The sequence below is a fragment of the Brevibacillus sp. AG genome (assembly GCF_028369215.1).
Lineage (GTDB): Bacteria > Bacillota > Bacilli > Brevibacillales > Brevibacillaceae > Brevibacillus > Brevibacillus porteri.
The window spans coordinates 1-25,019 of the sequence record NZ_JAQMYO010000016.1 but is presented as its reverse complement, the minus strand read 5'-3'; the positions used below and the strand labels follow the sequence as shown (position 1 = coordinate 25,019).

22 protein-coding genes are annotated in these 25,019 nt (G+C 48.0%); 18 read left to right on the top strand and 4 right to left on the bottom strand.

Annotated elements, in window-relative coordinates:
• Positions 1 to 143 precede the first annotated feature (143 nt).
• From POF51_RS28670 to POF51_RS28660, 3 genes are read left to right on the top strand one after another with little or no spacing between them, the layout of a single operon-like run.
• Positions 144 to 824 (top strand): response regulator transcription factor, encoded by a 681-nt coding sequence (locus POF51_RS28670; protein ID WP_069852686.1) that lies wholly within the window; start codon positions 144 to 146, stop codon positions 822 to 824.
• Positions 821 to 2,212, top strand: a complete 1,392-nt coding sequence (locus POF51_RS28665; protein ID WP_069852684.1) for a sensor histidine kinase — start codon at positions 821 to 823, stop codon at positions 2,210 to 2,212. The genes POF51_RS28670 and POF51_RS28665 overlap by 4 nt, the downstream gene beginning before the upstream one ends.
• 44 nt (positions 2,213 to 2,256) lie before the next feature.
• Entirely contained in the window at positions 2,257 to 2,697 is a 441-nt protein-coding gene (locus POF51_RS28660; protein WP_069852682.1) for a hypothetical protein, read from the top strand.
• A gap of 67 nt (positions 2,698 to 2,764) precedes the next feature.
• Here POF51_RS28660 and POF51_RS28655 read toward each other — a convergent pair whose 3' ends face one another.
• Both POF51_RS28655 and POF51_RS28650 read right to left on the bottom strand, forming a co-directional pair.
• On the bottom strand, positions 2,765 to 3,238 hold the full coding sequence (locus tag POF51_RS28655; protein WP_069852679.1) for a hypothetical protein: 474 nt from the start codon (positions 3,236 to 3,238) through the stop codon (positions 2,765 to 2,767).
• 69 nt (positions 3,239 to 3,307) lie between these two features.
• Complete coding sequence (locus tag POF51_RS28650) at positions 3,308 to 3,682, bottom strand: ArsR/SmtB family transcription factor (protein WP_035290894.1); 375 nt, start codon at positions 3,680 to 3,682, stop codon at positions 3,308 to 3,310.
• 142 nt (positions 3,683 to 3,824) lie between these two features.
• Here POF51_RS28650 and POF51_RS28645 point away from each other — a divergent pair, with 142 nt between their 5' ends.
• On the top strand, positions 3,825 to 4,121 hold the full coding sequence (locus tag POF51_RS28645; protein WP_069852677.1) for a hypothetical protein: 297 nt from the start codon (positions 3,825 to 3,827) through the stop codon (positions 4,119 to 4,121).
• 188 nt (positions 4,122 to 4,309) lie between these two features.
• Entirely contained in the window at positions 4,310 to 6,541 is a 2,232-nt protein-coding gene (locus POF51_RS28640) for a heavy metal translocating P-type ATPase (RefSeq protein WP_271756549.1), read from the top strand.
• A 63-nt stretch (positions 6,542 to 6,604) separates the two neighbouring features.
• Here the strand turns inward: POF51_RS28640 and POF51_RS28635 are convergent, their stop codons facing one another.
• Complete coding sequence (locus POF51_RS28635) at positions 6,605 to 8,608, bottom strand: ABC transporter ATP-binding protein (protein WP_334312684.1); 2,004 nt, start codon at positions 8,606 to 8,608, stop codon at positions 6,605 to 6,607.
• A 245-nt stretch (positions 8,609 to 8,853) separates the two neighbouring features.
• On the opposite strand from POF51_RS28635, the gene POF51_RS28630 reads away from it, so the two are divergent.
• The 3 genes from POF51_RS28630 to POF51_RS28620 all read left to right on the top strand — a co-directional run bounded on the left by POF51_RS28630 (position 8,854) and on the right by POF51_RS28620 (position 11,139).
• Positions 8,854 to 9,504 carry a polysaccharide deacetylase family protein gene (locus POF51_RS28630; protein ID WP_244521845.1) on the top strand — a complete coding sequence of 217 codons (651 nt, stop codon included), beginning with the start codon at positions 8,854 to 8,856 and terminating at the stop codon, positions 9,502 to 9,504.
• Positions 9,505 to 9,573: 69 nt separating this feature from the next.
• On the top strand, positions 9,574 to 10,539 hold the full coding sequence (locus POF51_RS28625) for a helix-turn-helix transcriptional regulator (RefSeq protein ID WP_069852668.1): 966 nt from the start codon (positions 9,574 to 9,576) through the stop codon (positions 10,537 to 10,539).
• A gap of 84 nt (positions 10,540 to 10,623) precedes the next feature.
• The gene (locus POF51_RS28620; RefSeq protein WP_069852825.1) at positions 10,624 to 11,139 is read left to right on the top strand and encodes a DinB family protein; all 516 of its coding nucleotides are present in this window, start codon (positions 10,624 to 10,626) and stop codon (positions 11,137 to 11,139) included.
• A 284-nt stretch (positions 11,140 to 11,423) separates the two neighbouring features.
• Here POF51_RS28620 and POF51_RS28615 read toward each other — a convergent pair whose 3' ends face one another.
• Positions 11,424 to 12,437, bottom strand: a complete 1,014-nt coding sequence (locus POF51_RS28615; RefSeq protein WP_069852666.1) for a hypothetical protein — start codon at positions 12,435 to 12,437, stop codon at positions 11,424 to 11,426.
• 195 nt (positions 12,438 to 12,632) lie between these two features.
• On the opposite strand from POF51_RS28615, the gene POF51_RS28610 reads away from it, so the two are divergent.
• From POF51_RS28610 to POF51_RS28565, 10 genes are all read left to right on the top strand, one after another.
• Positions 12,633 to 14,282, top strand: coding sequence for an AraC family transcriptional regulator (locus tag POF51_RS28610; RefSeq protein WP_069852664.1), 1,650 nt, complete (start codon positions 12,633 to 12,635; stop codon positions 14,280 to 14,282).
• Between the two features lie 112 nt (positions 14,283 to 14,394).
• The gene (locus POF51_RS28605) at positions 14,395 to 15,399 is read left to right on the top strand and encodes an iron-hydroxamate ABC transporter substrate-binding protein (RefSeq protein ID WP_069852662.1); all 1,005 of its coding nucleotides are present in this window, start codon (positions 14,395 to 14,397) and stop codon (positions 15,397 to 15,399) included.
• A gap of 18 nt (positions 15,400 to 15,417) precedes the next feature.
• Positions 15,418 to 16,425, top strand: coding sequence for a FecCD family ABC transporter permease (locus POF51_RS28600; protein ID WP_017247137.1), 1,008 nt, complete (start codon positions 15,418 to 15,420; stop codon positions 16,423 to 16,425).
• Positions 16,418 to 17,437, top strand: coding sequence for a FecCD family ABC transporter permease (locus POF51_RS28595; RefSeq protein ID WP_069852659.1), 1,020 nt, complete (start codon positions 16,418 to 16,420; stop codon positions 17,435 to 17,437). The genes POF51_RS28600 and POF51_RS28595 overlap by 8 nt, the downstream gene beginning before the upstream one ends.
• Before the next feature lie 9 nt (positions 17,438 to 17,446).
• Positions 17,447 to 18,787, top strand: coding sequence for an alpha/beta hydrolase-fold protein (locus tag POF51_RS28590; protein WP_083261754.1), 1,341 nt, complete (start codon positions 17,447 to 17,449; stop codon positions 18,785 to 18,787).
• Between the two features lie 277 nt (positions 18,788 to 19,064).
• Positions 19,065 to 20,291 carry an MFS transporter gene (locus POF51_RS28585; protein WP_069852656.1) on the top strand — a complete coding sequence of 409 codons (1,227 nt, stop codon included), beginning with the start codon at positions 19,065 to 19,067 and terminating at the stop codon, positions 20,289 to 20,291.
• A 31-nt stretch (positions 20,292 to 20,322) separates the two neighbouring features.
• Positions 20,323 to 20,706, top strand: coding sequence for an MmcQ/YjbR family DNA-binding protein (locus tag POF51_RS28580; protein WP_069852653.1), 384 nt, complete (start codon positions 20,323 to 20,325; stop codon positions 20,704 to 20,706).
• Between the two features lie 80 nt (positions 20,707 to 20,786).
• Complete coding sequence (locus tag POF51_RS28575) at positions 20,787 to 22,157, top strand: sigma-54 interaction domain-containing protein (RefSeq protein WP_069852651.1); 1,371 nt, start codon at positions 20,787 to 20,789, stop codon at positions 22,155 to 22,157.
• Between the two features lie 405 nt (positions 22,158 to 22,562).
• The gene (locus POF51_RS28570) at positions 22,563 to 23,945 is read left to right on the top strand and encodes a GntP family permease (RefSeq protein WP_017247143.1); all 1,383 of its coding nucleotides are present in this window, start codon (positions 22,563 to 22,565) and stop codon (positions 23,943 to 23,945) included.
• A gap of 66 nt (positions 23,946 to 24,011) precedes the next feature.
• Positions 24,012 to 24,797 carry a 3-hydroxybutyrate dehydrogenase gene (locus POF51_RS28565; protein WP_069852648.1) on the top strand — a complete coding sequence of 262 codons (786 nt, stop codon included), beginning with the start codon at positions 24,012 to 24,014 and terminating at the stop codon, positions 24,795 to 24,797.
• The last annotated feature ends 222 nt before the right edge of the window (positions 24,798 to 25,019 follow it).

Here is a 25,019-nt window from a genome sequence, read left to right as displayed (position 1 = left end):
CATCTCTTGTTCATATTGCTTCTTTACTATTGATCCACGTAGGTGCAAGCCATTGACGATTTGCAGGATGGTAGACAAGTGAGTATCATTCAAAATAATGAAGCAGGAAAACCAGAGGGCGGAGTAACAAGGGGGCCAGCTTGATGAAACTGACGATTCTGATTGCAGATGACGATCCACATGTACGTGAGCTATTGCGATTTTATTTAGCAAAAGAGGGATACCACGTCTTGGCTTGTGTGGATGGAGATGAGGCTTCGCAGCTGTTGGAACAGGAATCAGTCCAGCTCGCCATCGTGGATGTGATGATGCCAGGCAAAAACGGCTGGGAGCTGTGCCGGGAGATACGGGAATTTTACGACCTCCCTGTCATCATGCTAACGGCAAAGGGCGAGGTGCGCGATAAGGAAAAAGGCTTTTTGGCGGGGACGGATGATTATTTGACCAAGCCATTTGAGCCTACCGAATTGCTGTACCGCATCAAGGCCTTGCTGCGGCGTTATCAGATGGTCAGCAAACAAATCATCGTCATAAACGATACCGTCATCGATCGGATCAGCCATGTTGTGAAGGTGAAAGAAGAGTTGATTCATTTACCGTTAAAGGAATTTGAACTGCTTGCCCAGCTTGCCAGTTTTCCTGAACGGATCTTTACCCGAGATCAACTGTTGGAGTTCGTATGGGGCGGCGATACTGAGAGCGATAGTCGGACCATCGATGTGCATATTAAGCGGCTGCGAGAGAAATTTACGGAGAAAACAAATGACTTTGTCATTTCTACCGTTCGCGGCTTAGGCTACAAGCTGGAGGTACGAGGCCAGTGAAATCTCTCTACGTCCGGTTAGTTCTTACCTTCGTCGCAATTGTACTGATCAGCGGCACACTTGGATTTTTATTGGCAAATGAGTACTATCAACGCAATTTGCGTGCTTATAATGAACAAAAAATCACGAGCATCGGACAGCAAATCATCGATTTGTATGAGCATAAATCCACACTCGACCTGCCCGCCTTCATGACTCATGTCGCCAATTTGAATTTTCAGCTACATCTCGTGGATGAGAATGGCGCAGTAAGCCAATTCGGAGCACCTTTTCGCGATCAGCAGATAGAGCCTGCCATCGTTCAAAGAGTGTTGGCGGGTGAGACTTACAGAGGGATTACAGAAGAACAGCACAGCTGGTTTGTGACCGGATTTTTTGAAAACACGCTGACAAACAGCATTGGCTTGCCGCTTACAGCAGAAGGGAAAAAATACGCCCTGTTTGTACGACCAAATATTGAACAGCAGTTTGGCGAAGTGCATATTATGTTTGCCTTGCTGCTGGCAGCGATGTTTGTACTTAGCCTGATCCTGATTTTGATATTTACCCGTTATTTGGTGAAGCCGATCGAGAAACTGAGTCATGCGACCAAAAGGCTGGCAGAAGGGCAGTACGACATCCACCTGGACATCTCTCGCCGGGACGAAATCGGCGATTTGGCTATGCATTTTGCCAGGATGACAGAGTCACTCAAACAACTAGACGAGATGCGCCAAGAGTTTGTCTCCAATGTCTCACATGAAATCCAGTCTCCATTGACATCGATCCAAGGCTTTTCTCAAGCTATCCGCAGCGGCGGTGTGACAAGCGAACAGCGGGAGACGTACTTGACTATCATCGAAGAGGAGAGCAGGCGGCTGTCTTCCTTGAGCAAGCAGCTGTTGACGCTCGCTTCCCTGGACAAAGAGACAGGTCTGTACGAACCGACACGTTTCCGACTGGATGAGCAGATCAGGCAAGTCCTCTTAATTTTGGAGCATCAGTGGCAACAAAAAAAGCTCGTGATGGAGCTCACTTTACCGGAGACTTTCATCGTGGGTGACAAGCAGCTACTCAATCAAGTATGGATGAACCTGCTTGCCAATAGTATCAAATTCACCCCAATAGCTGGCTCTATATCCATTGCGATACAAAAGGATACGCGAATCGGCGTGACCATTCGGGATACGGGGATCGGCATGTCCGAAGAAGAGCAGGAGCATGTCTTTGATCGTTTTTACAAAGGAGACAAGTCACGCAATCGGGAAGCGACGGGAAGCGGTCTCGGTCTTTCTATCGTGCAAAAAATTTTGCAGGTCGCAAAAGGCAGCATTCACATTCAAAGCCGTATAGGCGAAGGGACAACGGTCACGGTCAGCCTACCGACGGGTGAGCATCCTACTGCGTGAACGACAAACGATTCATAACGAAGCGAAGCAAGGGAGTGATTTCCATGAATATCGGCAGGCGTGTACTCGCCGCAGTCATATCCCCTTTTATTACGGGTCTGTATGCTGCGTTGATCATCTACATCTATCGTGATCCAAGCGCCCCGTATGGGTTCGGACAAGAGTATTTGCTGGGTGTGCTCTTCAGCATGGCATTGAATCTAGTTGTCTTCGTATGGCTGTCGGTATTCGTGGACTGGCTAGTGAGTCGATCACACTTGATCGGGTGGAATAAAAACGCTGTGCGTTTCGGCGGGTATGCGGTCATCGGCTATGTGCCTGTGTTTTTTCAATGGCTAATGAGTATTGATCTGCAAGCTGCCTTGTTTTATCCGCAGGCAACGGTTTTTGTGTTTGCTGCGATATGTTACTTCCTTATATTTGTGGGAATAGAGGCGGTCAACAAGCGTCTTCATACAGAAACCGAGCCATCCGTAAAAGGCTGATTTTATAAGGATTTACCCGGAAAAACGAGGGAACCCCTCATGGTTAATCAAATGTTTAAAATACTGATCAAGCGGTTGTGTACCATTGAATGACATAATAATGGTTTGCGTTACCACCGAATAAAAGAAAATCATTCCACTCATCATAAATCAGCGTGTTAGTGGACCCAGCTGTCACAATGGAGCCAAAATCAATTTCAATACCTAGTTCTTCTAGTTTGCCAAGCGTATTTTTTACGTCTATTTTCATGAATACCCCAAACCTTATGAGGGGATCAATGACCCGACTAAGTACGAGCTGTCTGTTGCTATTTTTGACGTTTATCTCTTCCCAAGCCCATTCTTCACCCCAGTATTCGAGACGCTCCATTAAAAGTAGAAAAGCATCCACCGGATGAGGGACTTCTGTTTTTTCGAGAGACAAGAGATAGGCTGAAGCCTCCCAACGTGGCTGCCGGTCTTCTTGAATATGAAAATGATCGACGAACTTTCGGTTATGGATACCCTGTAAACAATGGATTACCGCATCCTTGTTTATCATGTACGAACACACCTCCTGACTATTTCTTAAAAAAGCCATCTTAGACCTATAACAAAAAAGCCCGAGCAATCAGGTAGCTCGGACAATGGTTTTCTGTTCTTTGGCGTGTTCAATCCCCGCAGATATGAGATGGCGTACATGGTCATCATCCAACGAGTAAAAAACGAGTTTACCTTCTTTGCGGTACTTGGCTAGTCCCATGTTGCGAAGTAGCCGCAGATGGTGGGAGGTGTTAGCGATCGAGCTTCCGATGATAGCAGCCACATCACAGACACAGAGCTCGTCTTCCATCGAGAGGATGTGAATGATTTTGGCGCGGGTGTCATCGGCCAACGCCTTGAAGATTTTTGCTACCCCTTCTGATTCTGTGGCGAACGGCTTTAACCGATTTACTTTTTCCTCATCAAAACATTGGATTTCACAGATGTCATCCACTGTAACCATCACCTCATGCTCTACAATGTCCTACTATTATAGACATTTGCGGAGAAAGTGAAAAGGAAAAACGACATTTTCATGGCAGTGTAGTGTCCCTCTTCGTTTTCGTGTAAGATGAACATGATCCAAGAAATGGGGAGAGAATACCATGAGTGCGCAACCAAAGTGCCCGAAGTGCCGGTCTGCAAAGATCGATTTCACGGAGTCGATCAATAAGCCATTATACATAACCATTTATGTAGCGGTTTTGGCAGTGCTTGCCTTGATCGGCATTTCCGTGAAAGGGACTCCTGTCATCTTTTTGTTCCTCGGACTGTCAGGGGCATTTATTCTGTTTGCCGTTCGTCTTGCCTTAGAAAAGCGTAAAGTAATCAAGTGCAAATGTCTGGACTGTGGGGAGCGTTGGCAGACCACCCCAACACCTGTAGAAGCTCGTACCAAGTAGCACGACTCCTAGTAATAGGGGTCTTTTTTTATTCTCGATCTGTAAAAAAATGGGCGAAATATTCAAATCAATTCTTGAACGAACCAGAAGGATACGATAATATAATAATTAAATATTTGTTTGAATGTTTGTGGATTGATTTCATTCGAAGCTGGGCAAAATAGATGCTTGGAAAAAGGTGAGAACAGATGGCAGAAGAACGAAAAAAAGAAGAGTGTTGCAGTGGGCATCAGTGCGGCAGTGAGCATACGCATGCTGGTAAAATTCTCACGGTTCTCGAGCCTGCGGCTGCGGCAACAGAAACCGCAGGAATTCTTTCTTCACAGGCTGTTGTCTATCGCGTTACAGGTATGGATTGCAGTTCGTGCGCCAAATCTCTGGAAAAGCATATGCAGACGTTGCCAACCGTAAAAGAGGTAAACGTGAACTTTTCCACGGGTAAAATGCAGCTCGTCGCGGATGGACTAGGAGCCGATGTGGTGGTGAAGGAAGTCGCGAAGGCTGGATACAGTGCCATGCTGCTTACGAGACGTACCGCCAAAGCAGTACCGAAAACGGATCAAGCAGGGACGGTACTGACGACAATTTCCGGTGTGTTATTGGCTCTCGGTTTTCTAGCCTCCCTTTCACCAAGCGTATCTCCACTGGTCGTTACTGTGCTCTATGCGTTGTCGATCATAAGTGGCGGCTACCGACCTGCGCGCAGTGCTTTTTACGCGATCAAAAGTGGTTCACTGGATATGAACGTATTGATGTCTGTTGCGGCTATTGGAGCAGCATTAATCGGTGAGTGGCTGGAGGGCGCGACGGTCGTCTGGCTCTTTTCCATCGGAAACTTGCTGCAAACCAAGTCGATTGAAAAAACACGCGACTCCATACGCAATTTGATGGATTTGGCTCCGCCTGAAGCGTGGGTCAAGGTAGGGGAGTCTCTTACCCGCAAGCCTGTTGAGGACATCGCTGTCGACCAAGTCATCGTAGTGAAGCCGGGAGAGAAAATCCCGCTGGATGGGGTGATTGTACACGGGACATCGAGCGTCAATCAGGCCCCGATTACAGGTGAATCGATTCCCGTAGATAAGCTGGTCGGTGACAGCGTTTTTGCAGGGAGTGTCAACGAAAGCGGCGCGGTGGAGATCAAGATAACAAAGCTGGTGGAGGATACGGCGATTGCCAGAATCATTCATCTCGTGGAGGAAGCGCAGGAGAAAAAAGCGCCTACTCAGGCGTTCGTCGACAAATTCGCTGCGATCTACACGCCAATCGTGCTCGTGCTTGCTTTGTTCGTGATCGTATTCCCGCCATTATTCGGACTCGGTACCTGGGGAGAATGGTTTTACAGAGGACTTGAGCTGCTGGTTGTTGCTTGCCCGTGCGCACTGGTCATTTCCACGCCAGTTGCGATTGTGTCTGCGATTGGAAATGCCGCGAGAAACGGCGTCCTGATCAAGGGCGGTACGTTTTTGGAAAAGGCAGGAGCGATTAACGCCATTGCCTTCGATAAAACGGGCACATTGACGGAAGGGAAACCACAGGTTGCAGCGGTTATCGAGATGGAGGGAAGCGCAGACGAAGTAGTGTCGATCGCCAGAACAATTGAAGAGCGTTCTTCCCATCCGATCGCACAAGCGATTCTCACCTATGCGAAACAAAAGCAGGTCGCTTCCCAGAGTGGGCAAGATTTCAAGGCGATCGTCGGAAAAGGGGCGAGCGCTGTCATCGGAGCCGAGACATTTTATGCAGGGAAGCCCGCCTTGTTTCAAGAGCTGGGAGTCGATTTGTCGGCATGGCAAACGCAAATCGAGTCGTTGCAGAGTGAGGGACATACGCTGGTGGTTATCGGTACCGCAACGAAATTGATCGGGATGATTGCCGTTGCCGACACCATTCGTGAGATTACGGTTAGTGCCATTGGCAAACTCAAAGCGGCAGGTATTGAAGACATCGTGATGCTGACTGGTGACAATGCTGGTACGGCGAAAAAGGTAGCGAGTCAGACGGGTGTAAATCGTTATTTTGCAGAGTTGTTGCCGCAAGATAAGGTAGAGGCGGTTAAGAAACTCCAACAAGAAGGCAAGGTCGTCGCCATGGTGGGTGACGGGATCAACGATGCGCCTGCTCTCGCATCAGCTGACTTGGGGATTGCCATGGGTGGAGCTGGCACCGATACGGCAATGGAGACCGCGGATATCGTACTGATGGCTGACAATCTAGAAAAGCTGCCGCACACGATGAAGGTCAGCAGAAAAGCACTCGCGATTATCAAGCAAAACATCTGGTTTTCGATCATCGTAAAGCTGGTCGCACTCGTGCTGATATTCCCTGGCTATCTAACCTTGTGGCTGGCGGTGCTCAGTGACACGGGAGCCGCATTGCTGGTCATCTTAAACAGCATGAGACTCTTGCGAATGAAGGACTAAATAAAAAAGGGAGATGAGCTGTCGAGGCTCTCTCCCTTTTTTTGTGTGTATATGGTTTATGGTTTACACCAAGACGCCGCCGCCGTATCTTTCGAATTCTTTCTGGGTGCAAGCAACAAAGTGACCGCGCTCAATTTCACGCAAGACGCGTTCTTCCCCTTGATCTCGCAAATATTCCTGGTCATCGAAAACGATGCGCTTACGGTTACGCTCATAATCAGGGTCTGGCAATGGAATTGCCGAGAGCAACGATTTGGTGTACGGATGAATCGGATTCTCGTACAGGCGATTACTTTCTGCCAGCTCCACAATACGTCCGCGGTACATCACACCAATGCGGTCACTGATGTATTTAACCATGGACAGGTCATGGGCGATGAACAGATAAGTCAGGCCTTTTTCTTTTTGCAGGCGCTTGAGCAGGTTAATGACCTGCGCCTGAATGGACACGTCGAGGGCAGAGATCGGTTCATCGGCAATGATGAATTCCGGATTAACAGCCAATGCCCGTGCAATCCCGATCCGTTGGCGCTGTCCGCCGCTGAACTCATGCGGGTAACGGTTTGCGTGCTCGCGGTTGAGGCCAACGGTTTCCAACAGCTCGTGTACCTTGGCGATGCGTGCTTCCTTGGTCGCCAGACGATGAATGTCCAGACCTTCTGCAATAATGTCGGATACAGTCAGACGTGGATTCAACGACGAGTACGGGTCTTGGAAGATCATTTGGATTTTGCGGTTGAGCCATTTCTTTTCTTCAAGTGTTTTCTTTTCGTGTACACTGTTCCCATTGAACAAGACCTCTCCGCCAGTTGCATCGTACAGGCGAAGGATGGTTCGTCCTGTGGTGGATTTACCGCAACCGGATTCACCCACAAGACCGAAAATTTCCCCTTTGTAGATGTCAAAGGTGATACCATCTACAGCTTTCAGCGTATGACCATTCCCGAGGTCAAAATGCTGTTTCAAATCTTTGACTTCAACCAGCTTCTCACGGTTCTCGTAGTTGATCGTTTTTTTGGTGCTCACTGGAGCCTCAGTCGCATCATCAGAATTGACTTTTCGTCTCACAGCCGAAGCAGGCGGTTTGATGTCAGGTGCCATTTCATGCAGGAGCCATGTTGCCGCATAGTGCGTGTCGGAGATTTTGAACATCGGTGGTTCATATTCCAGATCGACCTTCAACGCAAATGGGTTACGAGCCGCGAAGGCATCACCTACAGGTGGCTTGAACATGTCAGGCGGCGATCCAGGAATGGACATCAGTTCGTCGTCGCTGGCATCGAGGCTAGGCATGGAACCTAATAGACCCCAGGTATACGGGTGCTTAGGATCGTAGAAAATTTCATCGACTTTACCGATTTCCACAATTTTACCTGCATACATAACCGCTACACGGTCTGCCATGTTAGCAACTACACCGAGATCATGCGTAATAAAGATGATCGAAGTACCCATCTTCTTTTGCAGTTCCTTCAGCAACTCCAAAATCTGCGCTTGAATCGATACGTCCAGAGCAGTTGTCGGCTCATCGGCGATGATAATTTTTGGATTGCAGGCCAGTGCGATGGCAATGACAATCCGTTGGCGCATCCCACCGGAAAACTGGTGCGGGTATTGATCGACACGTTCCTTGGCAAATGGAATCCCTACCATTTCCAACAGTTCAATAGCACGGCTGCGCGCATCTGCACGGTTCAGCTTTTGGTGCTTGATGAAGCTCTCCATGATTTGGTTACCGATAGTCATCGTCGGATTCAAGGAAGTCATCGGGTCTTGGAAGATCATTGAGATATCGCGACCGCGAACATCCTGCATTTCTTTTTCGGAAAGCGTAACCAAATCTCTTCCTTCAAAGAGAACTTGTCCTTTTGGAATGCGTCCAGGAGGAGAAGGAATGAGGCGCATAAGTGCTTGTGAGGTGACGGATTTACCGGAACCGGATTCACCAACAATTGCCAGCGTTTCTCCTTTTTCCAGATCAAAGGAGACGCCTCGTACTGCTTTGACTTCACCTGCATACGTATCGAATGACACATGCAAATCTTTTACTTCTAAAACTTTTTCCATATAATCCTCCCTTTCGAGCATGCTTTGCCGTGATTAACCCTCCATGTATATCCAACAATCTCTCTAGTAGGAATTTTTACGAAAATGAAAATCATTATCATCATTATACTATATTCATTAACCATTGTTAAAAAATTTTTTTATACGTTGCATATCCATACAGCTTTTTTAGCGTTACCAAATGAGAGCCCAGTCATACTATGCATCAATGCAGCAGAATACTGGCTTATAAGGAGGTAACGCTTGTGAACAAGCTCAATAAGTCAAAGGAAATCGCACTCACTTTTGATGATGGACCAGATCAGTTGTGGACGCCTCGTGTGTTAGATATATTAGCCCACTATCAGGTAAAGGCAACTTTCTTCTGTGTGGGACAAATGGTGAAGTACTACCCGAAAATACTGGAGCGGATCGTAAGGGAAGGTCATATTGTAGGAAATCATAGCTGGGATCACCCTGACTTTACGAAAATACCTCTCTTGGCTGTTCAGGAGCAGGTAGAACGTACCTCGGATCAGATCGAAAAGGTAGTAGGTGTGAGACCTCGGATAGTTCGGCCGCCATATGGAGCAGTGAATGAGGAGGTCATCCAGCTGCTTGCAGCGAGCGACTACGAAATGATTTTGTGGGATATAGACAGTTGGGATTGGAAAGGTCTCACCGGCCCGCAGGTAGCGAGAAACATCTTGGGACATGTCACCCCAGGAGCAGTCGTGCTTCAACATTCCGCTGGCGGTACAAAGGACACGCTAAAGGGGAGTGTGGATGCCTTGCCCTATGTCATTGAGGTGTTAAGTGAACAGAAATATACCTTCTCAACCGTTTCCGCCATGTTTCAACTGGCGGCGTATCGAGAAAAGACCTGTCCTGTCGAGAAAAGGAAAAGAGGCAGATAGAGGAAATGGATTGAATTCTGTGGTAATTAGTAGAATCAGAAGATTTCTTTCAGGGGAGCGAATCCGTCCATGTCAAAAGCCGATAATATGCTCTCCATTTTGTGGCTGTTGAAGACCGGCAAGCGAATGACAGCCAAGCAATTGGCAGAGATTCTCGAGATCAATATTCGCACCGTTTATCGCTATATCGACTCACTGTGTGCGAGCGGTGTACCCATCATTTCCGATGCCGGACACAATGGTGGCTACAGTTTACTTCAGCATTTCAATGAAGCTCCGCTGTTTTTCGACCTCAACGAGCAAAAAGCCCTCATTCATGCAGCGGCTTTTGCCCAAGAAGCCGGTTATCCCTTCGGAGCAGATTTACACCGGGCCATTTCCAAGCTAAAACGTTATACAAATGAAGAGCAGCGTGACGCGATTGACCGACATAGTATCGGCTTCGAGGTGATCCAGCCTCCTGTTGATCCTTCTCTCGAATCTACCTTACAGGAACTGGAGCTGTCTGTTGCCAATGGATACACCCTTTCGATGGAGTATCAGAAAGCCTACCAGACAACGAGACAGAGGCGTCAAATCGATCCATACGGGCTCGTTTATTGGAAGGGAAACTGGTATATCGTTGCCTATTGCCATCTCCGAGGTACCATTCGCAGCTTTCGTGCAGATCGTGTCTATGAGATCCAACGTACAGAAGCCAGCTTTCAACGCCCTCCTGAATTTTCTGCGCGCCATTTTTTTCTCTCGAATTTACTACCGGAAGCAGACAAGCAGGGCAACACCATTTTGATCAAGGTCAAAGGAAGACCACAGTCACTCGCTGATTTGTGCAGGCATTGGTATCTCGGACATACGGTGATCGAGCGCAGCGAGGCACAGGTGATCTTTCAAGTAGATGAGCAAATGGCCCATTCGATCCTTCCTCATTATCTTTTGCCATACGGAAAATCCATTCAAGTTGAAGAGCCAGCCTTTGTAAAAGAGCGTTTGGCTGCCATCGCTGCCGATTTATTTCATTTTTATCAGTCGACTTGAATTCACTGACCATTTTTGTCAGGAGAGTTGATTTATATTGAAAGCAAAGAAGAGATGGAAAAAGTGAATGGAGGCAGATTGATTATGAAGCATGAAGCATTGCGTTTGTACGAATATCATGTATGGGCAAACGAAAAGGTATTCGAGCGGTTGCAGGAGGTACCAGAGGGAGTAAGTGAGCAGGAGGTTCCGAGTGTGTTTCCGACCATCACCCAGACGTTGGCTCACATTCTCAAGACGGATTATGTTTGGTTGTTGGCCATGAAGGGGGAGAGCTACGAAGAGGTAGGACCAAAAGTAGGGGTTCTCTTGCAGGAATTAAAAGGGAAGAAAGTATACGAGCTGCGAAAACTGTTTGCCGAATCAGCCCAGCAGTTCAGAGATTTCTTCGGGCAAATCTCGATGGAAGACACCTCGGCTTATACGCATCCGGCGTTGGGTACGGTTCATGCGAGTTATGCCGATATCGTCCAACATGTCGCCAACCACGGAACCTATCACCGAGGCAATATCTCCGCCATGCTCAGACAAATGGGTCACGCGGGCGCTTCCTCCGATTACATTTTCTATTTGTTCGAAACCTCCGCGGTAGAACAGTAAAGGTTTTTTCATCTTTTATCAGCTACCGAAAAAAACAAGCAGCTTGTAGAGGGAACAGGAGAAAACAGCGAAGATCTTATGGACACCGACCGAGACGTAATGCAAAAAGCGAAACACGCCTTTAAGCGTCCACCTCTGAGAAACATCCAGATTGGACCACTTTGGACGCGGTTTCGCTTTTTGCATGGAGTCGGCCAGTCAATCCCCCAATGGGTGGCCCTAGAAGCTGAGTCGTTTTCTCCTGTTCCCTCTCCTCCACTACAGCCACGCAAACTGCTTGTTTTTTAAGGATTCATCGTCCGAGCAATCCGCCCCTCGAGCCCGTTCAAGAACTGACTAATGTTCGGTTTGGTGTCACCGATGATGCTTTCACCAGGCTTGCCGGGTTCAAAGATCACGTCCTTGTTTTTGACGACCTCGATCAAATAATCCCTGACGATCTGTCCTGTTTTCGTAGCGTCATATTTCTTGGCAAAGTGCTGATATTCTTCTTTGACGGCTGGGAGCAACTTCATTGTTGCTTCGTCTATTGTCTCATAACGGTAATCAGACAAGTATGTTTTGAGATAGTCGATATAGAGCGTACGGAGCTTCACTGCACGTGGGCTGCTGCGGTAGTTGACCAAATACTCTTCGACTTCAACCATTCTCGGTCCGAGCTCAGCTCGCGTGATTTGCAACCCGCCGTCACTCAAATACGGTTTGCCCGTTTCCGTTTCTTGAATGGACAAGTAGTCCTTCCCTTCCTCATCGAGCGAAGCGGCATATTTTTGCAATGCCTTGTAATCCACTTGCCAGTAGAAGGACATGTCTTTCGTCGCCTTTAAGACGAGTCCGCCCTCTGTTTGATGGAGGAGCCATTTTTTGAAGCCGTCATCGCCTTCTAGCTTGTTGAAATCATATGGGTATTGCAAGGCATACAGCTTATCCGCATTTCCCGGCTGGGAGAGGAGTGCCTTGAAGTTATCGTTTATCGTAGGCAGATGTTTTTCATAATACTGATCAAGGGCAAAAAATAATTGATCGGCGGTTTTCGTGTCCGTTTTCGCCAGATGCTGATCCAAAAAAGCAGTTAGCTCATTCGCTTCCTTGGCTTGCGCAGCTAGTACGGTGAACTGTTTGAGCAAATCATCCGCTGGCTTTTCGGCTTTTGTTGCATCAGCAGGGGACTTCCCTGTGTTTTCCGTTGCAGGTGGGGTAGGGTCTTTTACCGTTAGTTGATCAGAGGTAGAGACGCACCCTGTCACAAAAGTAATCGCGACGAGGCTAGAGACAAAAGGTAGAACATATTGTTTCATATCTTCATTTTCACTCCGTTATGTTGAATGGTTGGTTCCCTTTCTATTGGTACGTACCATACCACGTTCAAGTTATCGGTTCAAATCGATCAAATATTCCTGATAGGAAGCAAGCGTCACTTTTGATATACTTTCTCTATTGTTGGTGAGAATGATTATCAACATTTACATAGAGGATCGGGCAGAGGTGAGAACATGAACGAAACACAAGCCTTGGTTCAACAATTCACAGAGAAGACCATGGCAGAAGCCATTTTTAAGCTGCGTGACATTACATGGCTCAAAGCACAAGGACATGACCGACTACGCCAACAATTCACTCATACGCATATTTTGCTGGTAATAACCGGGGGACGAGGGCGCCTGCGACTGGAGAACGAGGAGTACCAATTGCGGCAGGACGCGATTTATGTATGTCCTCCTATGCTTACGTTTGGCATCGTCCCTGATTCGGCTGATCATTTGGAGATGTACATGCTTCGTTTTGATGTCTTTATGGAAACGAGAGACAGACATCGGCGCTTCCAAGCTCTTCGGGAAATGGATCTGTTTCCTTTTCGGGGAGAGATCTCTGTCCAATCGGCAGGGCAGCTGCCTGTCTATTGTGATTTGATCCAGAATCTATGGAAGCAGGAGACGGCACTCGAGCGTTTTCGAGGTCAACACACTTTTCAAGAGCTATGGTACCACATCGTCAAGCATGCTCACTTCTCGACAACAGATTCTGGAATGGCGCTGGAGCGGGCACGCGCACATATGGAAGAGCATTACTCGGAAAATGTGACGATAGAACAGTTGGCTCGCATCGCAGAGGTGAGTCCAAAATATTTCGTCGATCTGTTCAAAAAAACGTATGGCATCTCAGCTATGGACTATTTGGCAGAGCTTCGCATCAGCCGGGCGAAGCAGATGATGGTGCAGTCGCATGCCAAGCTGCGCGATATCGCTCATCAAGTGGGCTACAATGACGAGTTTTACTTTAGCCGAAAATTCAAGAAAGCTGTCGGAGTTTCACCGACTCTCTATATGAAAAGCCGCCAACGAAAAATTGCAGCGTACGGCTCGACCGTTATCGGGCATTTACTGGCTTTGAAAATGATTCCTTACGCGGCGCCACTGCACCCGAAATGGACGGCTTACTATCATCACACCTATCGAAACGATATCCCGGTCCATCTGAGCGCGTTTCGAATTAACCAAAATTGGAAAGCCAACATCGAAATGCTTCGCGATGCCAAGCCAGACGTCATCATTGGCTTGGACGAGACGAGTTTGCAGGAACAGAAGCATCTGGACGAGATTGCGCCCACTTTGTATGTACCTTTTGAAGAGCAGGGGTGGAAAGAACAACTGCAGCTTATGGCAGACTTTTTGGGTGAGTCCGTGGAAGCGCATCATTGGCTTTGCGAGTATGAGAAAAAGGTGAAGAGGGCCCGGGCAAAGCTTCAACATGCTCTGGGCGATGAAACGGTGCTCATCGTGCGGATTTTGAAAAACCAGCTCTATGTCCACTGCAATCGCAGTATGAATGAAGTGTTTTATCAAGATCTGCAAGTCAAATCTGCTTTTGTCTCGGAACAGAACGAGTACGACCAGCTTGTGACCGTACAGGAATTAACTGCACTCGCGCCAGATCGCTTGCTGCTGTTGGTTTGCCAAGAGGCTGAAACGTTGGCATGCTTCCAAGCCTTGAAAGCATCGGGACCATGGCAAGAGATCGAAGCAGTCCGCAACAATCGGGCGCATGTCATTATGTCGGACCCTTGGCGAGAATACTCGGCAACGGCTCATGAACGGATCGTGGAAGAGAGTGTGAGATTGTTTTCAGGAGATCGTCCATGTTGATTCTGGATTTCGTCCATGGTCGGGCATGAGTGGATGCTTTATAATCACGAATGATAATCGTTATCACTCACGTGGAGTGAAACCTTACATTTCTGAGAGGGGTCTTTCAAGAATGAAAAAGATATACCTAGGCTTGAGCATTGCAGCGTTGACATTGGCTCTGACTGCGTGCGGCGGAGGAAAAGAAGCAGCGAATAACACGACTGCACCTACCGCAGCACCTGCGACAACAGCTACAGCAGAAAAGCCAGCCGATGATGCCAATAAAGCAGAAACACGCACGATTAAATATTTAGATAAAGAATACACCGTCCCTAGCAAAACAGAGCGGATCGCCATTGTAGGCAGCATGGAGTCCATGGAAGATTCACTTGTGCTGAACGTAAACCCGGTAGGCGCGATTTCTGTAGGCGGCAAATTCCCGGAGATGTTTGCACCGATTACAGGCGAAGCCACATCCATCGGGGAAAAAATCCAACCGAACCTGGAAACGATCCTGTCCTTGAAGCCGGACGTGATCTTGGGCAGTAGCAAATTTCCACCAGAAATGGCTGAGAAGCTGAACAAGATTGCTCCTACTTTCCCCGTTTCTCACATTTCAACCAACTGGGAAGCGAATCTGCAATTGTTGGGTGAACTGACTGGCAAGCAAGCTGAGGCAGAGAAAGCACTCAATGAATATAAATCAGGGATTGAAGCGGCAAAAGCAAAATTGGGAGACAGCGTGAAGGATAAAAAAGTATTGGTGATTCGTCTGCGCCAAGGAAACATCAACATCTATCCAGAAAAGGTGTTCTTCAACCCAGCTCTGTACGCAGACCTTGGTTTGACTGCACCTGAAGAAGTAAAAGCAGCGAAGGCACAAGAAATTATCTCCATGGAGAAATTCAGCCAGATCAACCCGGACTACCTGTTCATCCAATTCTCTCCAGATGAGAATAAAGACAAGCCGAACGTATTGGAAGATTTACAGAACAACCCGATTTGGAAGAGCGTGAATGCAGTGAAAAACGGCAAAGTTTACGTAAACGTAGTTGATCCTCTCGCACAAGGCGGTACTGCTTGGAGCAAAACACAATTCTTGAAGGCGGCTGTTGAAAAATTGTCTGCCAAGTAAAAGTGGGCGAGGTAGGCTATGCAATCCAAAAAAGCAACTTCCATGATCATACTAGCTGTTTCGCCATTGGTGATCCTGCTTACAATCTTGCTCTCCATTCATTACGGAGCCAAGTCGATTGATGCCGGGACCATTTATCAAGCTCTCTTTGCCTTTGATGAAGGGAATGTGGATCATCAAATTGTCATGCACTCTCGCTTGCCGAGGGTTTTGGGCGCACTCATGATCGGAGCATTTCTGGCGATATCAGGAGCGTTGATGCAGGGGATGACGAGGAATTACCTCGCGTCCCCCTCTATTATGGGCGTGTCTGACGGTTCGGTCTTTGCCGTTACGCTGTGCATGGTTTTCCTTCCATCCGCTACGAGTGTCACGATGATTACCATGTCCTTGATCGGTTCAGCATTTGCGGTGGCGATGGTACTCGCTTTTTCCCGACTGTTGCCAAACGGCTTGACACCCGTGGGTATGGCGGTCATCGGTACGATTACGGGTACCTTTTTGAGCAGCATTTCAGCTGCGATTTCTACTTATTTTCAAGTCTCGCAAAACGTCAGCTTCTGGTACAATGCTAGGCTGCATCTCTTGGAGCCGGGCCTGGTGAAGCTAGCAGTTCCTTTTGCCATCGTCGGTATTATCCTCGCACTTCTTTTGTCCAAATCGATTACGATCTTATCCTTGGGCGACGAAGTATCTCGCGGTCTCGGACAGAGAACGGTGATGGTCAAAGTGCTGGCAACGACTGCTGTTGTCATTCTGACGGGTATTTCCGTAGCGTTGGCAGGAAAAATCGCTTTTGTCGGGCTGATTATTCCGCATATTACCCGCTTTTTGGTAGGTCTCGATTATCGATGGATCATTCCATGTGCAGGTTTATTGGGCGGTATTTTCCTTGCCTTGTCTGACGTTCTCAGCCGATTTATGAACAGTCCGTTTGAGACCCCAATCGGTGTGGTGACGGCATTTATTGGCGTTCCGTTCTTCCTCTATTTGATTTACAAGAGAGGAGGGGGAAAGCATGCCTAATCAAAAAGGTAAATTTCGTTTGCTGTTTCTCGTCAACATCGCCTTGATTTTGCTGGCGATTTATACCAGCCTGACCAACGGTGTATTTGACATGACGGTGTTGGATGTCATCCGTACGTTATTGCGTATTGATCCTGTAGCGGAATACGATTTGGTTATTTTCGATTTCCGCCTGCCGCGGATTGTTATTGCGGCGTTAGTCGGCTTTGGCTTAGGGGTCGCTGGTACCGTCATTCAGGGGATCACCCGTAACGGGCTGGCTGATCCGGGGATTTTGGGTATTAACGCCGGGGCAGGAGCCGCTATCGTCGCCTTTATGTTTTTCTTCGGTGGACAATTCATGGATGCGAGCTGGTATTCCATCATCGCCATGCCTTTGTTCGGTTTGACAGGCGGATTGCTTGCGGCTGGACTGATTTATCTATTTGCTTGGCGTAACGGAGCGCTTGACCCACAACGACTGATTCTGGTGGGGATCGCCATTGGCTCCGGGTTGGGTGCCGTGTCACTGTATCTCTCGTTAAAAATGAATCCCAACGATTTTGAAATGGCAACCGTATGGCTCTCGGGAAGTATCTGGAGTGCCAACTGGACGCATATTGCTGGGATGCTACCATGGCTAGTCATACTCATTCCTATTTTGATGCGCAAGGTGCATATTCTCGATTTGCTTCAATTGAGTGAGGAGTCCGTCAAGAATCTAGGTGTGTCCGTGGAAAAGGAGCGCAATATTCTCCTGCTATCGAGTATCGGGATCGTGAGCGCGTGTGTCTCGGTTTCGGGAGGCATCGGATTCGTCGGCTTGATGGCACCGCATATTGCGAAGCGTTTGACGGGAATCCAGCACAGGTATGTTCTTCCCTTGTCAGGGACAATCGGGATGCTTATGGTCGTGGTAGCTGACTTTATCGGCAAAACTGTGTTCACACCCATTGAACTGCCAGTGGGTATCGTCATTTCGATCATCGGTGTACCGTATTTCTTCTATCTTCTGAGTAGAAGAAAAAAATAAAGAGGGGACGTGCAAATTGTGAGGGGACAATTGTTTGCAGAAGTATGCCATCACCGAGCATTGCTCGTATATTTGCCGCCATCCTATAACAAGAGTACGTCCCGTTTTCCCGTCATGTATGTCCATGATGGCGGTGACTTATTTGATCCTGCGTTTAGTACCGCAATCGATGTAATCGAAGATAAGTTTGCAGAGGGAAAAATTCCTGAGCTAATTCTCGTCGGCATCCAGCCAGGAAACCGCAGGGATGACTATACACCTTGGTTTTCCAAAGCGATCTCGCCTGAGCGCAACATTGATTTTGGCGGGCAAGGAGATGTGTATCTTTCTTACGTCGCCAATGAATGTAAGGCGTATATCGACAGCAAGTACAGGACAGACCCTAGGCCGGAAAAAACAGGGATCATCGGATTTTCGCTTGGTGGCTTGATCTCGATGTACGCTGCGCATCAATATCCGGACGTTTTTACGAAAATCGGCAGCATTTCGGGATCGTATTGGTATGAAGGCATGGTTTCGTTTATGCGGGAAAAGAAAATGTACCGTCCCGGACTGCGCATCTACATGGATGTTGGCAGTAAGGAAGGCGCTAAAAAACAAAACATCCAGAAACAAATGGTCCCGCTGACAAAAGAAGCGCATCAGATATTGGCTGATAGCGGCTTCGCAGCAGATCAGCTCGTCCTGCTCATTGACGAAGGGGCGGATCATTTGAGTGAATGTGCAAACGCCAGATTTCCGGGGGCGTTGCAATGGCTCTGGAATGAGAAGGAGGAAACAGAAATGGAACTGGCCAAATTGATTAGAGAGCGTCGCTCGATTCATCGCTTTACAGATCGTGAGGTAGACCCTGCGTTGGTTACAGAGCTGATGGATACAGCCGTGTGGGCGCCGAATTATCACATGACACAACCGTGGCGCTTTATTGTGACGTACGGGGACGGCAAGAGAAGAATCGCGGAGGCCGTGCGGATCATGAAGGAAAAGCGGGAGATTGATCCTGCGAAAAAGAAAGAAGTCGGCGAGAAGTTTTACAATAAAATTATGGCGATTCCGATGCTGATGACGGTGATCATGGAAGAAAGCCCGAACCTGATTACGCGCCAAGACGACTTTGCTTCGACCAGTATTGTCATTCATAACTTTAGCTTGCTGGCGTGGGAAAAAGGCATCGGTCTGACGTGGGAGACGTACCCATGGATTCACGAGCCGGAATTCCGTGAAGCGCTGGGCATTCGACCAGGAGAAAAAGTGCTGGGGAACCTGCATATCGGTTATCCAGCCGCGATCCCTGGCGCTCAGCCGCGAATTCCTGCCGCAGAGCGCATCACACTTGTCGACAAAGCATAGGACAAGATCAAGTGAATTTTTCTTGTCACAGAATTACTTTTTGTGGTACCCTTGGGTCATTCTACAAGAAAGGGTGACCATTAAGCCAATGATCTGCTAACTCCTATTTCCGCAAAACCAATCGGATAAAACGATGCGTTTTTGGATAGGGGTAGTATGTGCATATTGGCGAATAGATGGTAGATCCTTTTTAGACTCAACAAAGGGTTTCTATGTCTTTTTGACGATAATATGCGTAGCCTCCTGTCCAGATCGCAATGGATAAGGAGGCTTTTTTATGTCAAATGTTTTGAAAAACCGCTATGTCAGGGCTATTTTGTTATCAGCATTTCTGCTGCAAATCGGAGTATGGGTGCGCAACATGGCGATTCTGCTCTATGTGATGGATCATACAGGAGGCGATCCGTTCGCTGTATCCATGATTTCTGTGGCGGAGTATGCGCCAATCTTTCTGTTTTCCTTTCTTGCTGGTACGTTTGCTGATCGCTGGCAACCGAGAAAAACGATGGTCTGGTGTGAGGTGCTGAGTGCTCTATCGGTTGTCGGAGTGCTGCTAACCTTCGTTTACGGCTCGTGGAAGGCCATCTTTTTTGCCACACTCATTTCAGCCATTCTTTCTCAGTTTTCTCAACCGTCCGGAATGAAGCTGTTCAAGCTGCATGTACCTGGTGAACAACTTCAGGTAGGAATGTCAGCGTATCAGACTATTTTCGCGATCTTCATGGTATTTGGTCCGATTGTCGGTACGTTTGTGTTCCAGCAATGGGGGATGGAGGTTGCTATGGTCATCACTGCGGTTGCGTTTCTCTCTGCGGCCGGTGTCCTGTATTTGCTGCCGCCAGATCGCGTCGAGAAAGAAGAGCAGCAAGAAACGGCACTGCTTGGGGAGATGGTCAGCGGGATTCGTTATGTGTTCTCCAGTCGCGTATTGTCAATGCTTGGCTTTTGCTTTTTGGCTGTGGGCTTCTCATTGGGAATGATTCAACCGCTTGGGATTTTTATCGTGACCGAACAACTGCAATTGCCGAAAGAAAGCTTGCAATGGTTAATTACCGCCCAAGGTGTGGGGATGATTGCTGGAGGGGCCATGACGATGGCAGCTGCCAAAACGATTCCGCCGCAAAAGTTATTAGTTATGGGACTTCTTGGAAATGCAGTCGCAGTAGCGATTTGCGGGATGTCCACCAATCTGTGGCTGACGCTTGTTGCCCAGTTCATCGCGGGATTGCTCTTGCCCTCCATTCAAATTGGGATCAACACTATGCTGCTTAAAAATACCGAGAGTACCTTTATCGGTCGGGTGAATGGAATACTGACCCCGTTGTTTACAGGCTCTATGGTCGTCATGATGAGTATTACGGGGGTATTGAAGCTGTATCTTCCGCTCGCAGTCATATACGGGATCGCTGCATTCCTGATGATCATTGGTCTCAGCTTTATTTTGCCGCTTTATCGTATGAGGGAAGGAAACGTGGTGCAAAGTACAGAACAGACTGGTATATAAGCGTTTGGTAGCAAAGGGAGGCTTGGACCAGATGGTGCACGAACAGATTTCTTCTATAGAAGGTTTGAAGATGGTAGCTGCTGTTCGCGAGCTGGCGATACGGTTGCCAGAAGTAACGGAGCAGGTAGACGCTTTTGGACATACATCGTTTCGCGTAAACGACAAGCCGTTTGTCATTTTGGGAGAGGGGGGCACTGAAGGCCCCTCCCTTTCTGTGAAGGTGCTGAAGACGACCCAAGAGATTTTGCTTATGCAGGAGCATTTTTATAAGACACCGTACATCGGTCATCACGGCTGGGTTTCGATCCTGAACAAAAACGTGACTAGCTATGGTGAAATCGAGGATTACATACGGGAAGGCTATATGTGCGCGGCTCCCAAGCGATTGGTAAAGCAATTACAACACCTCTCCTGATCGTTCCTGTATAATTTGGGCGTAACGAGTAATGAGCGAACGTTCGATACAGCAGCATTCAGACAAAGGGGGAGCCGGTTTTGGATTGGAATCTCCAGCAGATGAGCAAATTGCTTGAGGTCGTTTTTGAAAATGCCCATGAACCAATGATCGTAACGGACAAGGACGGAAAAATACTCTTATTGAATCGGAGTTATCGAGAATTTCTGAATGTACAGGACGTGATCGGACAGCCAGTGACGGATGTCATCGAAAACACGAGGATGCATATTGTCGGTCAGGAAGGTGTTGCCGAGATCGCCGACATTCAGCAAATAAAAGGACAGAACATGATTGCGCATCGCATACCGATTATGGACGAAGGGAAAGTGATTGCCGTTCTGGGAACGGTGCTGTTCCAGGATGTGCAGGAGCTCACTGCCTTGGCTGCGATGGTTGCTCAGCTGAAGGACGAATTGACCTATTATAAGAAAGAGCTGCGGCGGCGAATGGGGGCTACCTATCATTTTGATCAAATCGTCGGGTACAGCCAGAAGCTGCAGGAGCTTAAAAAATTTTCTCAGAAAGTTGCGAAAAGCGATTCGACTGTGCTCATCACAGGTGAAAGCGGGACAGGCAAGGAGCTGTTTGCCCACGCTATTCATGCCGAGAGCAAGCGCAAAATGGGTCCTTTCATTCGGGTGAATTGTGCCGCTATTCCGGATTCTTTGCTAGAATCAGAGCTGTTTGGCTATGAAGAAGGTGCGTTTACCGGAGCTGTTCGCCGCGGAAAAAAGGGAAAGTTCGAGCTGGCTAACCACGGAACCATTCTGTTGGATGAGATCGGGGACATGCCATTGCCGCTGCAAGCCAAGTTGTTGCGCGTGTTGCAGGAAAAAGAAGTCGAGCGAGTAGGGGCTGTACGGACGACGCCAATCGATGTGCGGGTGATCGCTTCCACGAATTCGGACATGCTTCAAAGCATCAAGGAAGGGAAGTTTCGGGCGGATCTCTATTATCGGTTGAATGTCGTGTCACTCTCGATCTCTCCGTTGCGAGAGCGTCTGGAGGATTTGCCGGAGCTGGTTTCGAATCTGCTCAAACAGCTTGGCGAGTCCACTGGCGTAGCGGTCAGGGCCATTGATGAAGAGGTATGGAACGTACTTCGGGGCTACTCCTGGCCAGGCAATGTACGAGAGTTGAAAAACGTGCTGGAGCGAGCCCTGCATCTAATGGAAGACGATGTCCTGAAAAAGGAGCATATTTGGCTGCCTGTATCGGACGAAGGGTCACTCGCGTTCTTATCGGTTCCAACTCATACCGTTCGACCATTGAAACAAGTTATAGAAGAGGCTGAGCAGGAAGCACTTCGACAAGCGATGCAGCAAGCAGGGGGGAACAAGCTTACCGCCGCCAAGCTGTTGCAAATCAGCAAGTCCAGCTTTTACGAAAAGTGGGAGAAGTACCAATAGTACGAGGCGCGTATAAGTCGGGGATGTGGTGTTGAACCAGGTTCGCGGCTTTTTTCATCTGTAGGAATAACGTTTTGGTAGATTCCGGTTTTCTGGAATAGAGCAAGGTGACCTCCCGCTTTAACCCAGTAGCCTTCCTTGACCAGATTCCCTAAAAGGTGGGCTGATTTTTGCTAGATTCCATAAAACCGGACAAAAAATTCCGGAAATCCGGAAAAACTGCAAGCGCTATCATCTGCTTGCAAACAGTCGAGGCACGATGAACGGGTATGGTTGAACGATTTTTCTGGAATCGGCTGGAGTTGGCATGGTCCATGCAATTGAGTTGGATATGAAAGCGTTTTCTTCGTGTGAATACACACCATTTCCTCTGTAAGCGGAGGAGAAAATTGAAAGGAGAATTATATGATCATCGAAGTGTTATCCATCTTGATTTCGCTCGGTCTCCTGATGTTTTTTGCGTATCGGGGCTATCCTGTTATCGTATTTGCCCCTATTTTTACGCTGCTGGCCGTTGTCCTTTCCGGGATCTCTCTGCTGCCGAGCTACACCGAAACCTTTATGACGAATGCAGCAAACTATGTGAAATCATTCTTCCCTATTTTCTTACTGGGTGCCATTTTTGGAAAAGTCATGGAGTTGAGCGGTGCTGCCTCGTCCATTGCCCACACGATTGTGAAGGCACTCGGTTCCAATCGTGCGATCTTGGCTGTCGTTTTGGCTTGTTCGATTTTGACGTATGGAGGGGTTTCCCTGTTCGTTGTGGCATTTGCTGTGTATCCGTTTGCCGCTGCGATTTTCCGTGAAGCCAATATTCCTAAGCGTCTCATTCCAGGAACGATTGCGCTCGGTGCTTTTACGTATACGATGGACGCTTTGCCAGGTACACCACAAATTCAAAACATCATTCCTACGACTTATTTCGGTACGGATGCTTATGCTGCACCTGTTCTTGGAACGATCGGCGCCATTATGGTTTTCGTTGGCGGAATGCTATGGCTGGAGCGCAGACGCAAGCAAGCTGTCACTGCTGGGGAAGGCTACGGCGAGGGACATACGAACGAGCCAGAGCTGATCAAAAATGAATCCTACATGAACATCTGGGTCGCGATTCTCCCGTTGGCATTAGTGCTCGTGGGTAACTATTTGTTCAGCAGAGGGATTTGGACAGTAGAGACGTGGTACGATCCGGCGATCCTCAAAGAATCATTTAAGATTGAGAAAGTGAAAAATGTTGTCTCTTCTTGGTCACTGATTATTTCGCTCTGTCTTGGAATTATTGCCGCAATTTTAATCAATGTGAAGCAAGTCAAAAACAAGCTGGCGAGTGGTTTGACGGCAGCCGCGATGGGCTCTCTCTTGGCGATCTTCAATACTGCTTCCGAAGTTGGGTTCGGAAACGTTGTGAAAACATTGCCGGGCTTCAAGCTCATCCAAGGCTGGATTATGGGCGCAAGTGAACATCCGTTGGTTTCTGAGGCACTGGCTGTAAACGTACTGGCAGGTGTGACAGGTTCAGCGTCGGGCGGTATGTCGATCGCGCTGGAGGTTATGAGCAAGCAATACCTAGAGATGGCAAATGCTGCGGGAATCAGCCCTGAGTTGCTGCACCGTATTGCCTCGATGTCTTCCGGTGGTATGGACACATTGCCGCACAACGGAGCGGTCATTACACTGCTCGCGATTACTGGTTTGACTCATCGTCAATCGTACAAAGACATTTTCGCGATTACGGTTTTGAAAACAGCTGTGGTGTTCATTCTGGCATTCGCCGTTTCTATTTTCTAATTTTCATCAGAGATCGACCAGTTTATAGACAGAGAAAATGAGGGACAGGAGAGGAGATAGTAGGGTATGGAGAAGTTGTTGGAGCAGCAGGTAGCAGTAGTAACAGGGGCTGCGAGCGGAATTGGATTGGAGATTGCCCGGACGTTTGCCGAGGAAGGGGCGAAAGTCGTCATACTGGACTTGAATGGGGAAGCAGCGGAAGCAGCAGCAGCCCAATTGCAAAAGGAAGGTCATGAAGCAATCAGCTTTGGTTGTAATGTTACTGACGAGGTACAAGTGCAGGCGTGTATCCAGCAGACAGTCAAGATTTTTGGCAGACTCGATATCTTAGTGAATAACGCCGGATTACAATTTGTCTCTCCAATAGAAGAGTTTCCGACTGCAAAATTTGAACAAATGCTCAGTATTATGCTGACAGCGCCTTTTGTTGCGATTAAACACGCGTTCCCCATTATGAAGCAACAAGGTCATGGTCGTATCATCAATATGGCTTCGATTAACGGCTTGATTGGCTTTGCGGGGAAGGCAGCGTACAACAGTGCCAAGCACGGGGTCATCGGGCTCACCAAGGTTGCAGCCTTGGAAGGGGCAGTGGCTGGTATTACGGTAAATGCCATTTGTCCGGGGTATGTCGATACGCCGCTGGTACAAAACCAATTAGCGGATTTGGCTAAGACAAGAAATGTGCCGTTGGAAAAGGTGATGGAAGAAGTCATCTACCCGCTCGTGCCGCAGAAGCGACTGCTGCAAGTAAAGGAAGTAGCGAACTACGCTGCCTTTTTAGCTAGCAAGAAAGCGTCAGGTGTCACGGGTCAGGCTGTCGTCATCGATGGCGGGTATACAGCGCAGTAAGCCTGTTAAAGTCCCTATTTTTATAGGGGCTTTTTCATTTTCGCTATCTTTTTTTTAAAAAACTAGCAAAAAGGTATTGTATTCTCTTTTTAGATATGATAGATTATTCCTTGTCGCCAAGAACGACGACAAAATACGAGAAAAGAAAACGAGATTCGATAAAAAACTTCTTGACTCGCAAATAACGAACGTGATAAGATATGAAGCGTTCGACAAAAATGC